Source organism: Stenotrophomonas sp., assembly GCF_050737575.1.
GTDB lineage: Bacteria > Pseudomonadota > Gammaproteobacteria > Xanthomonadales > Xanthomonadaceae > Stenotrophomonas.
Window position 1 is genome coordinate 1 of record NZ_JBOHXW010000006.1, and the last position, 13186, is coordinate 13186.

Genomic DNA, 13186 nt, shown 5'->3' on the forward strand with positions numbered 1-13186 from the left:
GCCGTGCAACTCGGTAGTCCTGCCGAGTTGTCGGCCCGCTGACGGGAGAAGGGAAGGAGCGTGGCATCTGGGGACATCGATGCGGGCGGTGCGGGTAGCTGAAAAGTTGCCGTCAGGAATCCAGCTGCAGTGAGCGTGTCTCGCGTTGGAACCACTGGGGTTTGCCGTTGACTGGCTCGAAGACGTGGCTGCGTTGCAGGCTGCGCTGATAGACGTGCACCGACACGGCGATGTCGTCGCTGCGGGCGTTGCGTAGCGTGTGGTATTCGTCGGGTGGAATCAGGTTGCCGGCGCTGCCGCGGCAGCCGTGCAGACAGGGTTGCCGGGCGAAGCGGAAACGTTCGTTTTCGCGTTCGACGAGCTGATATGGCGTGATGTCGAGGTCGCCACGCCAGACGCCTTCCACGCACCAAAGTCCGTCGTGATCGTGAAGTGGGGTGCCCTGCGATGGGCCCCAGGTCATGGCGATGATGCTGTAGCCGTGGCTTGGGCTGCGGTAGAGCTCGCGGCGGGCGTAGTGATCGGTGACCGGTGAATGCACGCTCGGTGGCAGGCTGATGCGGGGATCGTTGATGGCGCGTTGAAGCACCTGCTGTATCTGCAGAACGGTTTCGGTCGCGTCTTTGGCTTGCATCGCTGCATCAATGCCATTGAGCAGATGTTGGCGGCCGGGAAAGTCAGGGTAGTGGTGAGAATCCGAGTGCATGGCCGCAGTCTAGGTGACGGCCGTAAATATTCTGTTGTCGGCAGGTGGGCTTGGCTGGGGAACGTGTAAAGCGCCCTCACCCGCCCTTCGGGCACCCTCTCCGGCGTGCGGGAGAGGGGAGTTCTGCCGACTATGGACCGTCTGCCGGAGCCTCGCGGATCCCGCAGATCACGCCGATTCGGTGACGTTTGCCATGGCGAAAACAAGGCTCAGAATGTCCCCCGCTGGATGAAAGGTGCCTGTTGATAAAGCTGTCGCTCGCCGCCGCGAGGATCATCGCTTTGGTGGCTTTCGGTGTCGAACTGCAGTGTTTGGCGGCGATCCAGCGCGTATTGATCCCATTGCGGCAAGCCGGTGTGATTGGGATTTCCGTGGCGGGCGAAGGCCAGCAAGGCGTCGCTTATCGTGTCGGCGACGCGTTGTGCCTCGGCGCTGTTGCCGGTGCGGGAGCCGGGTTGCTGCAGGTTGTGGAAGACCAGTGGGATGTCGAGGGTGTGGAAGGCGCGCAGGTTGGCGGCGTCGCCGTTGCGGTCGTACCAGTCGAGTTGGTAAGCCCAGGTGGGCGCGCCTTGGCGGGCGCGGGCTTCGAGTTCTTCGACCGCGCCGCGCCAGGAACGGCCGGCGGTGGTGGCGGCGAAGAAGATCTCTGATGGGGTGTAGTTCGGGTACAGGCGGCGGTATTCGGCGATGACGACCGAGGGCAGTAAATCGGTGTACTGCTGGGCTTCGAGCCTGGCCGGCAGCTCATCCCAGCTCAACGCATGGTTCTTGGGATCGTTGCCGAGGAAGGCGCGGGTTTCGTCGTGGGTGTTGCCGATGACCATCGGGATGTTGGCCGATTGCGCGGGTGCCTGTGGCCAGAACGGATGCGCCGGCAGGTTGCGGGCGTCCAGTACCGGGCCGACATAGAGGCTGCTGTTTTCGATGCGCGAAGGGTCGCGGACCTTTACCGCTTCCAGCAGCTTCTCCATCGGCAGCCTGCGCAAGGCATCGGCATCGGCGAGCTTGAAGTGATCGAGCACCAACTGGGCGCGCTGGGTGGCAGCACGCGGACCGGCGGCGGTGACCTGTTGGCCGCTCATGGTCCAGGCGCGGTGGAACAGCCCCTTCGCTGCCGGCATGGCCATCAGCGTGGCGATCTTCGCGCCACCGCCGGATTGGCCAAATACGGTGATGTTGCCGGCATCGCCGCCGAATTCGGCCGCATGCTGACGCACCCATTGCAGTGCCTGGATCAGATCGAGCTGGCCGACATTGCCCGAATCCGCCAATGCCTCGCTGCCGAGCTGGGCCAGATACAGGTAGCCGAACAGGTTGAGGCGATGGTTGACGGTGATGACCACCACGTCGCCGCGCCGGCACAGGTTGCCGCCGTCATACAGCGGGTCGCTGCCCGAGCCGTTGTTGTAGGCGCCGCCGTGGATATAGAGCAGGATCGGCCGCTTGGCGCCGTCGCGCAGGGCGGGCGTCCAGATGTTGAGGCGCAGGCAGTCTTCGCTCCCCGGTGCTTCGCTGCCGGTTTGCGGGGCGGCGGGGCCGTAGGTGAGTGCGTCGCGGATGCCGCGCCAGGGCGCTTCCTGCAGGGCGGGTTGGAAGCGGCGGGTTGAGGTGTCGGCGCCGTAGGGAATGCCTCGGAAAACATGGACGCTGTCTTCGGTCTGGCCGGCGAGACGGCCGCTGCGGACGCGGGCAATGGGGCTGTTGCTGTGGGTGGTTGCCGGATTGGCCCAGCCGGCCGTCGCATGGGTGGCCAGGCCGGCGCCGAGGGAAAGCAGGGTGCCTTGGCGGAGGAAGTCGCGGCGATGCGGGTTGGTGGGCTGGGTCATGGTGGGTTTTTTGGGTGGTTGGTGAGGTCGTGCTGACTTCGGATGGTTTTGGTTGCGCGGAAGGGAGGCGGCTTCGGTTTTGCCCTCACCCCAACCCCTCTCCCGCCTTGCGGGAGAGGGGCTTAAGGAGCAGCTTCCCGCTGCTGCTGCGAAGCCATCCAATCCAGTGCCAGGCGTGGCCAGGCGGCGGTGGTCAGGCCGGTGGTGCCGCGTGTGCCGAAGCCGTGGCCGCCGTGGGGGAACAGGTGCATTTCGCTGGAGATGCCGGATTTTTGCAGTGATTGATAGAACAACAGGCTGTTGCCGACCGGCACTGCTTCGTCGTCGGCGGCGTGCAGGAGGAAGGTGGGCGGGGTGTCGCGGCGGACCTGGGTCTGCATGGCATAGCGCTGCAGCAGCTCGGGTGGGGGATTCGTGCCGAGCAGGCGGGCGCGTGAACCGATGTGGGTGTCGCTGCCGATCATGTCGATGACGGGGTAGATCAGCAGCTGGAAGTCCGGCCGTGCGGATTCGGTGTCGATGGCGTCGGAGGCCGGATAGGCGATCTGGTCGAAGCCGGTGCCCAGGCGTGCGGCGAGGTGGCCGCCGGCGGAAAAGCCCATGACGCCGATGCGTTGCGGGTCCAGGTTCCATTCGCCGGCGCGATGACGGATCAGGCGCAGGGCGCGCTGGGCATCGGCCAGTGCTGCCTCGCGGCCTTCGCGGCCTTCGCCGGGCAGGCGGTAACGCAGTACGAACAGCGTGGTCCTGCCCTGGTCGACGAATGCCGGCACCAGCGCGCTGCCTTCCTTGTCGAGCACCACCCGTTGGTAGCCGCCGCCGGGAATCACCAGCAGCGCGTCGCCATTGGGCTGGGCCGGGCGATAGACGACCAGATACGGCCGGCTGACATGGTCGATGTAGCGGTCTGGCAGGGCGGCATCAGCGCTGCGTTCGACGATGCGTTGCGCTTGCTGCAGCGGCTTGTCCCCCGGTGCCAATCCTTGCGGCCACAACGCGATGCGATCTGCAGAGCCTGGCGCCGGCTCGCCGTCGTTCGAGGCCATTGCAGTTGAGGAGACGACGCTGGAAACCAGCGCAATAAGCAGCAATATCAAGGGTTTTCGGAATGTCAGCGGCTGCATATAGATGATCGGCTCGGCGGGGTCACAAGGCTTCTGGTGCACTGCACATTGTCAGATGACACCGGTTTACCTTATACAGCCAGCCACGGCACTGTCGATTGGCAGTGCAACAAAGACATCAGGAGAGCCACTTGAGCAACGACCCAGGCAGCCAGCCACCGACGAACACCGGACTGGACGACATTGCCCGCAGTTTTGTGGAAGCACGCCGCGAGGGACGTTCGCTTCCGGATTTTCCCGGCACGATCCCGGACGATCTGCTGACGGCGTATCGCGTGCAGGACCTGGCCATTGGTCGCTGGGACGATGAAGTGGTCGGCTGGAAGGTCGGCTACATCGCCGCCGAGCGCCGCGATGCCTCGGGCGATGAGCGCCTGCTTGGGCCGATCTTCAAGCGCAATCTCTGGAATGCTACCGGTGCCATCGTCGATATTCCGGTGTTTTCGGCCGCCGGTGGCTTTGCCGCGGTGGAAGCGGAATACGTGCTGCAGCTGGAAGCCGATGCACCGGCCGACAAGTTCGACTGGACCCCGGAAGAAGCCGAGGCACTGCCGGCGCGCTTGTTCATTGGCGTGGAAGTCGCCAGCAGCCCGCTGGCGACGATCAATGTCCTCGGCCCGCGTGTCGTGGTTTCCGACTTCGGCAACAACAACGGCCTGGTGCTGGGCGTTGAGATTCCCGAGTGGACTCAGCGCGACGAACCGGACCTGCGTGCGCAGACCGAGATCGATGGCGTGGTGGTGGGCACCGGCGGCGCGACGCATTTGCCGGGTGGCTTGCGCGCGGCCTACGCCTTCGCCTTGTCGCGCTCGGCCAAGCGTGGTCGGCCGCTGAAGAAGGGCGATCTGATCGCTACCGGCAATGCCACCGGCATCCACGACATCACCGTGGGCCAGCAGACATTGATCCGATTTGCCGGTTGCGGCGACATTTCCTGCCGGGCTGTGGCCGCCGGATAACGGCGCGGCAATCCGATCACGCGCGGGAGGGCGCAATGGTTACTCGACGAGGTTTTCTCACTACCGGCTTGGGCGTGTTGGCGGCGCCGATGCTGACGGCCTGCTCGGCAGGTGGCAACGGTGCGGCGGGCGGCAGCCAGCTGCTGACCGCAAGCGACGTGCATGTGGCCGACTACCCCACGGTGACGGCGGTGAAGTGGATTGGCCAGCAGCTGCAACAGCGCACCAACGGGCGCTTGCGCCTGAGCCAATACCACTCCGGTCAGCTGGGCCGCGAGTCGGAAGCCATCGACATGGCGCGCTTCGGTGCCATCGACATCACCCGCGTGTATTCCGGCGCGCTGAACAATGCGTTCCCGCTGACGCAGGCACTGTGTCTGCCGTACGTGTTCGACTCGGTGGCGCACATGCGCCGTGCATTGGATGGCGGTATCGCCGAGGCGGTGCTGCGTGGATTCGAGAGCCGCGATCTGGTTGGTTTGGCGGTCTACGATTCGGGCGCGCGCAGCTTCTACAACACCAAGCATCCGATCGTGGAACCGAAAGACCTCCATGGTCTGAAACTGCGTGTCGCCAGCTCGGACATCTTCCTGCAGCTGATGCGCATGTTCGGCGCCAACCCGACGCCGATGTCGCTGGGCGACACGTTCTCCGGCATGGAGACGCACATGATCGACGGCGCCGAAAACAACATGCGCAGCTTCCATTCCAGTCGCCATTTCGAGGCCGCGCATTACTGGTCGGAAAGCCAGCATTCGTACGCGCCGGACATCCTGCTGATGTCGCGCCGCAGCCTGGACGCGCTGAGCCCGGCCGACCGGCAACTGGTGCTGGAACTGGCGCGGCAGTCGGTACAGGTGATGCGTACCGAATGGGACGCTTCGGAAAGCAAGGCACGCGAAGCGGTACTCGCCGCTGGCGTGAAAGCCAATGCAGTGGACATGCCGGCGTTCCGCGAAGCCGCCGCGCCGTTGCTGCGCGATTACCTGAAGCAGGCGGACATCGCCGCGCTCCACCGTCGCATCCGCGACTTCGCCTGAGGACGCCGCACCGATGTCTGACACGAACGAAAACACGGCAACGACGGGCTTCCAGCGCGTATTGGAAACGCTGGCCGATGTTGTCATCCACGTCGCCGTGCTGGCCTTGCTGGGGCTGGTGGTGGTGCAGGGCTGGCAGGTCTTCGCCCGCTATGTGATCAATGATTCGCCGAGCTGGACCGAGCCGGTGACCTTGCTGCTGTTGAGCACGGCAATGAGCATGGGCGCCGCGGCGGGCGTGTATACCAACCGCCACTTCGGCTTCTTCCTGTTGGCCGAGCACATCAACCCGGCGATCAAGCGCGTGATCGATGCACTGGTGCCGCTGATCATCGCGGTCATTGGCGGCTTCATCGCCTGGTGGGGCTGGGTGTTGTGGATGGACGGCCTGCATATCAAAACCGCAGGCGCCAATCTGCCGCAGAGCGTGAACTACCTGCCGCTGAGCATCGGTGGTGCGCTGATGGCGGTGTTCGCATTGAACCGCATGGTGCTGGCCGTGCATGCCGGTGCCGGCAGCGCCGACACCGTTGCTGAAGGGGACCGTTGAGCCATGGGTATCGCAATTCTCTTTGCCATGTTCGGCGTGCTGCTGTTGATCGGCGTGCCGGTGGCGTATGCGCTGGCCGCCGCGTCACTGGCCACGCTGTTGTATCTGGATCTGCCGAGCATCGTGCTGGTACAGCAGATTTCCGCCGGCACCGGTTCGGCCTCGCTGATCGCCATTCCGCTTTTCATCTTTGCCGGTGAAATCATGATGCGCGGCGGCATCTCCGAGCGCTTGATCTCGCTGGCCTCGGCATTGGTGGGACGCTTGCGTGGCGGCTTGGGCCAGGTGTCGATCCTGTCATCGCTGTTCTTCGGCGGCGTGTCGGGCTCGGCCATCGCCGATGTCTCGGCGGTCGGTGGCACGATGATCCCGCAGATGATCAAGCGGGGTTACGACCGCGATTTCGCGGTCAACGTCAGCATCACCGCCGCGCTGGTGGCGCTGCTGGTGCCGCCGTCGCACAACTTGATTCTGTTCTCGGCGGCCGCGGGCGGTGGCTTGTCCATTGCCGATCTGTTTGCCGCAGGCATCGTGCCGGCGCTGTTGATGACGGTGGTGTTGATGATCACCGGCTACGTGGTCGCGCGCCATCGCGGCTACGGCGTTGAAGCGTTCCCGGGCATGCGTGCGGTGTTGCTGCGGTTGGTCGCAGCGTTGCCGGGTCTGGGCTTGGTGGCGCTGATCTTCTTCGGCATCCGCGCCGGCATTTTCACCGCGGTGGAATCGGCCGCGATTGCAGTGGTCTACGCGCTGCTGGTGACCACGGTGCTGTATCGCCAGTTGCGGGTGAAGGAGTTCATGGCAACGGTGGTGCATGCCGCACGCAGCACCGGCGTGATCCTGTTCGTGATTGCCACGGCGGCGGTGTTTGGCTGGTTGCTGGCCTACCTGCAGGTGCCGACCGCCGCGGTGGACTTCCTGCAGTCGTTCGCGCACAGCAAGTACATGGTGCTGCTGATGATCGTGGTGATGCTGCTGTTACTGGGCACCTTCATGGATCTGGCGCCGATGATCCTGATCTGCACGCCGATCTTCCTGCCGGTGGCCAAGGCCTACGGCATCGACCCGATCCACTTCGGCCTGGTGCTGGTGCTGACCGGCGGCCTGGGTCTGGTGACACCGCCGGTGGGCTCGGTGCTGTTCATTGGTACGGCCATCGGCAAGATCAGCGTCGGCGAAAGCATGAAGACCATCTGGCCGTTCTGGCTAGCCGGCCTGGCAGTGCTGCTGGCGGTGGCCTTCTTCCCGGAAATGTCGCTGTGGCTGCCGGCATTGCTGCGCAGTTGATGTGCCTGCTTGAGGGGCCCCGCATGGCGGGCCCCGCTGACCCGGCGCCCACCCGCACCGCGACGAATGGAACGCCTGCCGCATCCCGTTCAGATGGGAAGTGGCGGCAGCCATCACAATGCGACGGGGAGTTTCCTGCAGCGACGCCGGCCTTGCAGGCCGCCGTCACCGGCAAGGCACACACCGCAACATCCGCAACCGCGCTCTGGACCGAGCGCGGGCCGATAGAATGACCGCAATGAACGGTTTCAAGGACATGCCCTTGCGCAGCAAGAAGACCGATATCGACCCAACGTCCCGCAACCTGGGGCGGCCCGCCACGATCAACGATATCGCGCGGTTGTCCGGTGTCTCCAAAAAAACCGTGTCGCGGATCATCAACAACTCGCCGTTGGTGCGCAAAGACACCCGCGACAAGGTGGAGACCTTGATGCGTGAGGTGGGTTACACGCCCGATCCGCTGGCCCGTGGCCTGGCGTTCCGGCGCTCGTTCCTGATCGGCATGGTTTACGACAACCCCACCGCGCAATACGTGGTGGACATGCAGAACGGCGCGCTGGATGCCTTGCGTGGCTCGGCCTTCGAGCTGGTGGTGCACCCTTGCGACACCCGCAGCCCCGGCTACATCGAGGGCGTGAAGCGCTTTGTGCAACAGCAGAAGCTGCACGGCGTGATCCTGGTGCCGCGTGCGTCTGAAGACCAGGCGCTGGCCGACATGCTGGAAGAAATCGGCTGCCGCTTCACCCGTATCGCCTCGCTGCCGCTGGATGAAACCTCGCAGATGGTGATCACCCACGACCGCGATGGCGCGGCCGAGGCGGCAGACTATCTGTTGTCGTTGGGGCATCGCGACATCGCGCTGATCACCGGCCCGTCGGCCTATCGTTCGGCGCATGAGCGCACCGCTGGTTTCATCGAGGCGCTGCGCAACCGGGGCGTCGAGCTGCCGCCGGCACGCATCATCGAGGCCGGTTACACCTTTGAATCGGGTGTGGCGGCGGCCGAAAAACTGCTGCTGGGCAAGCAGCGTCCCACCGCCATCTTCACCGGTAACGATGAAATGGCGGCCGGCGTCTACAAGGTGGCCATGCGCGCGGGCATCAGCATTCCCCGCGAATTGTCGGTGGTGGGCTACGACGACAGTCCCTTGGCCTCGCGGTTGTGGCCGTCGCTGACCTCGGTGCGGCGCAATACCCGCGACACCGGCCGCACCGCTGCGGCCATGCTGATCCAGCCCGAGGGCAAGAACGCCATGCCAATGGCCAGCGTGCGCCCGCACCTGATTGTCCGCGACTCCTGCCAGCCGCCGCAGGACTGATCCACTCAAACGTTTGTTCCATAAAGGAAACACTTCTTTTTGCGGCGCAAAATGACACCGGTTTCCTTTGTGGCTAGAATCACCCCGAACCCGCCCTGGAGCCCTGCTCAGGGGCCACCCGGACACGCCCGCGTCAGCCGCTGAAATGCAGCCGCCGCAACCCTTCCGGCCATGTCGCCGGTTGCAAACCACGAACCACCGCTCAGGGAGAGGAACACCATGACGAATCCATTCAGTCTCGAAGGCAAGGTCGCACTGGTAACCGGTGCCAATACCGGCCTGGGCCAGGGCATCGCGCTGGCGCTGGCCGCCGCTGGTGCCGACATCGCCGGTGCCGGCATCGTCCCGGCCGACGAAACCGCCGAGAAGGTGCGCGCGCTGGGCCGCCGCTTCCTCAACATCGAAGCCAACCTGATCAGCATCGAGCCGGTGGACCGCGTGGTGGCAGAGACCATCGCCGGGCTGGGCCGCGTCGACATCCTGGTCAACAACGCCGGCCTGATCCGCCGCGCCGACGCGGTGGATTTCAGCGAGAAGGACTGGGACGACGTGATGAACGTCAACATCAAGTCCGCGTTCTTCATGAGCCAGGCCGTGGGCCGGCATTTCATTGCCCAGGGCAGCGGCAAGATCATCAACATCGCTTCGATGCTGTCCTTCCAGGGCGGCGTGCGGGTGCCGTCGTACACCGCGTCCAAGAGCGGCATTGCAGGCATCACCCGCTTGCTGGCCAACGAGTGGGCAGGCAAGGGCGTGACCATCAACGCGATTGCGCCGGGCTACATGGCCACCGACAACACCGCGCAGCTGCGTGCCGACGAAGACCGCAACAAAGCGATCCTGGACCGCATCCCGGCCGGCCGCTGGGGCAAGCCGGAAGACCTGGGCGGCACGGCGGTGTTCCTGGCGTCGAGCGCATCGGATTACGTCAACGGCGCGATCATCCCGGTGGATGGCGGTTGGCTGGCGCGCTAACAGCGTAGGAGCGCCCCTCACCCCTACCCCTCTCCCGCAAGCGGGAGAGGGGAACAGCCTGAGATCGCAGGTTGTGCGTTGGTTCTGATTTCCCTTCTCCCGCACGCGGGAGAAGGTGCCCGAAGGGCGGATGAGGGCAGCTTCTGCTCCTCCATCCCAACACCGTTTTTCACTATCAAGAGAGTCACGCAATGAAAATCGCTTTGATGCAGGAGTTCAGCCAGGCCGCCAAGAACCCGGTGATCCTGGAACAGCTCAACACCGTGGCCGCCGCACAGGGCCATGACGTGTTCAACGTCGGCATGGACGGTGACAACGATCACCGCCTGACCTACATCCACCTAGGCATCTGCGCCGCGCTGCTGCTGAACTCCAAGGCCGTGGACTTCGTCGTCGCCGGTTGCGGTACCGGCCAGGGCGCGATGATGTCGCTCAACGCATGGCCGGGCGTGTACTGCGGCTACTGCATCGAGCCGACCGATGCGTTCCTGTTCGCACAGGTCAACAGCGGCAACGCGCTGGCGCTGCCGTTCGCCAAGGGCTTTGGCTGGGGCGCGGAAATCAACATCCGCTACATCTTCGAGAAGGCATTTGCCGGTGAGCGTGGCCAGGGTTATCCGGCCGAGCGCAAGGAATCGCAGATGGCCAATGCCGGCATCCTGGCGCAGGTGAAGCAGGGCGCCTCGAAGGACTTCGTGGAAGGCCTGAAGTCCATTGATCCGGAACTGGTGAAGCAGGCCATCGGCGGCGAGCGCTTCCAGAAGGCGTTCTTCGACAATGCACAGGACGCGGACATCGTGGCCTACGTGAAGGGTGTGCTGGGCAAGTAAGCCCACGCATGCGGTAGCGCCCTTGCGGGCAGACAAGGGCGCCTGAGGGCGCCTTTGTTGTTGGTGGTTTTGATGTGTGGCACAGGTAGCAGCAGACCTTGAACACGAAGCCTTCTCCCCCTGTGGGAGAAGGTGCCCGAAGGGCGGAAGAGGGGAGGCGTGCGTAGCACGCGTGCTTCTCAGTGTTGGCGGCCGATATAGCGGCGATCTTTGATCGCGCTCCCGCTCCCCAACCCCTCTTCCGCAAGGGGAGAGGGGCTCAAGCCAAAGCCCAAACCAAAGCCATAGCAAAAACCAAAACCAAAACCAAAACCAAAGCAGGAACGGGTTCCATGAAGCGTCTACTTCTCAGCATGTTCTTGCTGTGTGCGATCACGGGCGGTGCACAAGCCGAAACTTCACCTCATCGCATCTTCATCGCCGCAGACTCCACCGCTGCCAGTTACGGCCCCGAACGCGCGCCGCAGGCCGGTTGGGGGCAGGCGCTGCAGAGTTGGTTGGATCCGGTGCAGTGGCAGGTGCGTAATCACGCTGTGGGTGGCCGCAGCACGCGCAGCTTCATCAATGACGGTCGCCTGGATGCCATCGCCAGCGCGTTGCAAGCTGGTGATGTGCTGTTGATCCAGTTTGGTCACAACGATGCCAAGGCCGAAGACGCCACGCGCTACACCGATCCAGACAGCGACTATCAGCAATTCCTCTCACGCTATATCGCTGTCGCTCGTGCGAAGGGCGCGACGCCAATCCTGATCACACCCGTCGCGCGCCTGCTCTACGACTTCGGCGCGCTGCTGGATACGCACGGCCGCTACACGCTGGCGATGAAGCGTGTGGCGCGTGAACAGAACGTGCTGTTGATCGACCTCAACGCCAGTTCGACGGCGTGGATCCGCGCACTGGGCGAACAAGGCGCAAAGCCGTATTTCATGTTTGTGCCTGAGCAGAACAAGGCCGACGGCACGCACTTCAGCATGGCAGGTGCCACGGCGGTGGCATGCCTGGTGACGCGCGGTTGGGTGGACGTGCAGCCGCAGATGAAGTCGAGCCTGCAGCGTGATATCGACTGCGGTGCGATCACCGCGCCGGTGCCGACCGGGCCTGCCAAGCCGGCCGCTTTGCCTGCGGCCGCACCGACCACAGCCGATGTGCAGAACGCTCACGGCTCACAGGTAGTCCGCGAGCAGGACATCGCGCGCGAACAACCCGGCCCGCACGGCGGTGCCGGCCCGACCACGGCGTACTCGTTCTTCGCCGACGTCGGCGATCTGCCGTTCGTGCTGCGCAAGCGCGTGTTGCACAAAGGGGCGGGCATCGGCCTGCACCCGCAGCACAAGGACGAGATCTACTACATCGTCAGCGGTCGCGGGATGTACGTGTTGGACGGCCGGCAATACGAGGTCGGGCCCGGTCATGCATTGCTGACCCGCAGCGGCAGTACGCATGCGTTGCAGCAGACCGGTGATGACGATCTGGTGGTGATGCTGGCCTATCCGACCGGCAGGTAGGCGCTTGCCTTCCGCGTTTGCCGAGTGTGGCTCGGCGCTACTTTGGATCTGGCGCGACCGTTGTTGCCCACGGCGCCTGCTCCAGTCGCGCGGCGAGGTAGTCAATCAGCGCCTGCACGCGTGCGGGCCGGTGCAGGCCGGGCGGGGTGATGATGCTCAGTGCCAGCGGTTCGACTTTCCAGTCGTCCATCACTGCTTCCAGCGTGCCGTCGCGCAGCGCTTCCCACACCAGAAAGTCCGGTTGCAGGGCCAGCCCCAGCCCGGCGCGCAATGCGGCATCGAACACTTCTGCGTTGTTGGCCTGCAGTTGTCGCGGCACGGTCTGCGCGAATTCGCCGTGGCGGGTGTGGCGGAAGCGCCAGGTGTTGCCGCTGCGCGTGTAGCTGTACTGGAAGCCGCGATGATCGACGAGATCACGCGGGTGCTTGGGCCGGCCGTGTTTTTCGAAGTACGCCGGGGCGCCGACCAGCAGGATGCGCACCTGGCAGAGCCGGCGCGCACGCAGACTGGAGTCGGCCAGCGTGGCGATGCGCAACGCCATGTCGAAGCGCTCGCCGACCATGTCCACCATTTCGTCATTGAGCTGGACGTCCAGTTCCACGTCCGGGTGTGCCTGCATGAATTCCGGCAGCAGCGGCGCCAAGCGCGACACGCCGAACGACATCGGCGCGGCGATGCGGATCAAGCCACGCAACGCGGCCGAGCGGTCAGCAACTTCGGCTTCCACCGCTTCGCCTTCGTCCAGGATGCGCGCGGCCCGCTGCAGTGCCGCTTCGCCGGCTGCGGTCAGCGACATGCGCCGCGAGGTGCGGTGAAACAAAGTGGTGCCGATGCGCGTTTCCAGCCGGGTGATGGCTTTGGAAATGGTGGCCTGCGACAGCTGCAGCGCGTCGGCGGCGCGGGCAAAGGAGCCGGCTTCGGCCACCTTGGCGAAGATGGCCCAGGCTTCCAGATCGGGGAGTCGGTTCATGGCGGGCAATCGCAGGGAGTGGGCCGATCATGTCACAAACGGAATGGATGCTTTTCCATTGGTTCTATTCTCGGCAGGCAAGTGCCTGCCTAGACT

12 protein-coding genes are annotated in these 13186 nt (G+C 64.6%); 8 read left to right on the plus strand and 4 right to left on the minus strand.

Going from position 1 to position 13186, the window contains the following annotated elements; all coding sequences use genetic code 11:
• Nucleotides 1-112: 112 nt before the first annotated feature.
• The 3 genes from ACREP4_RS12295 to ACREP4_RS12305 form a co-directional block, all read right to left on the minus strand.
• Nucleotides 113-634 (minus strand): cysteine dioxygenase, encoded by a 522-nt coding sequence (locus ACREP4_RS12295; RefSeq protein WP_431596480.1) that lies wholly within the window; start codon nt 632-634, stop codon nt 113-115.
• 281 nt (nt 635-915) lie between these two features.
• Complete coding sequence (locus ACREP4_RS12300) at nt 916-2532, minus strand: carboxylesterase/lipase family protein (RefSeq protein ID WP_431596481.1); 1617 nt, start codon at nt 2530-2532, stop codon at nt 916-918.
• A gap of 122 nt (nt 2533-2654) precedes the next feature.
• The gene (locus ACREP4_RS12305; RefSeq protein ID WP_431596482.1) at nt 2655-3578 is read right to left on the minus strand and encodes an alpha/beta hydrolase; all 924 of its coding nucleotides are present in this window, start codon (nt 3576-3578) and stop codon (nt 2655-2657) included.
• Between the two features lie 209 nt (nt 3579-3787).
• Between ACREP4_RS12305 and ACREP4_RS12310 the strand changes: the two genes are divergently transcribed.
• The 8 genes from ACREP4_RS12310 to ACREP4_RS12345 all read left to right on the plus strand — a co-directional run bounded on the left by ACREP4_RS12310 (nt 3788) and on the right by ACREP4_RS12345 (nt 12120).
• Complete coding sequence (locus tag ACREP4_RS12310; RefSeq protein WP_431596483.1) at nt 3788-4615, plus strand: 2-keto-4-pentenoate hydratase; 828 nt, start codon at nt 3788-3790, stop codon at nt 4613-4615.
• A 35-nt stretch (nt 4616-4650) separates the two neighbouring features.
• The gene (locus tag ACREP4_RS12315) at nt 4651-5655 is read left to right on the plus strand and encodes a TRAP transporter substrate-binding protein (RefSeq protein ID WP_431596484.1); all 1005 of its coding nucleotides are present in this window, start codon (nt 4651-4653) and stop codon (nt 5653-5655) included.
• A gap of 13 nt (nt 5656-5668) precedes the next feature.
• Nucleotides 5669-6205, plus strand: coding sequence for a TRAP transporter small permease (locus ACREP4_RS12320; protein ID WP_431596485.1), 537 nt, complete (start codon nt 5669-5671; stop codon nt 6203-6205).
• A gap of 3 nt (nt 6206-6208) precedes the next feature.
• The gene (locus ACREP4_RS12325) at nt 6209-7492 is read left to right on the plus strand and encodes a TRAP transporter large permease (RefSeq protein ID WP_431596486.1); all 1284 of its coding nucleotides are present in this window, start codon (nt 6209-6211) and stop codon (nt 7490-7492) included.
• Between the two features lie 256 nt (nt 7493-7748).
• Nucleotides 7749-8810, plus strand: a complete 1062-nt coding sequence (locus tag ACREP4_RS12330; protein WP_431596696.1) for a LacI family DNA-binding transcriptional regulator — start codon at nt 7749-7751, stop codon at nt 8808-8810.
• 219 nt (nt 8811-9029) lie between these two features.
• Nucleotides 9030-9785, plus strand: coding sequence for a 2-dehydro-3-deoxy-D-gluconate 5-dehydrogenase KduD (kduD, locus tag ACREP4_RS12335; protein ID WP_431596487.1), 756 nt, complete (start codon nt 9030-9032; stop codon nt 9783-9785).
• 191 nt (nt 9786-9976) lie between these two features.
• The gene (locus ACREP4_RS12340) at nt 9977-10615 is read left to right on the plus strand and encodes an RpiB/LacA/LacB family sugar-phosphate isomerase (protein WP_431596488.1); all 639 of its coding nucleotides are present in this window, start codon (nt 9977-9979) and stop codon (nt 10613-10615) included.
• A 332-nt stretch (nt 10616-10947) separates the two neighbouring features.
• Entirely contained in the window at nt 10948-12120 is a 1173-nt protein-coding gene (locus tag ACREP4_RS12345) for a GDSL-type esterase/lipase family protein (protein ID WP_431596489.1), read from the plus strand.
• 37 nt (nt 12121-12157) lie between these two features.
• Here the strand turns inward: ACREP4_RS12345 and ACREP4_RS12350 are convergent, their stop codons facing one another.
• Nucleotides 12158-13090 carry a LysR substrate-binding domain-containing protein gene (locus ACREP4_RS12350; protein WP_431596490.1) on the minus strand — a complete coding sequence of 311 codons (933 nt, stop codon included), beginning with the start codon at nt 13088-13090 and terminating at the stop codon, nt 12158-12160.
• Nucleotides 13091-13186 lie beyond the last annotated feature (96 nt).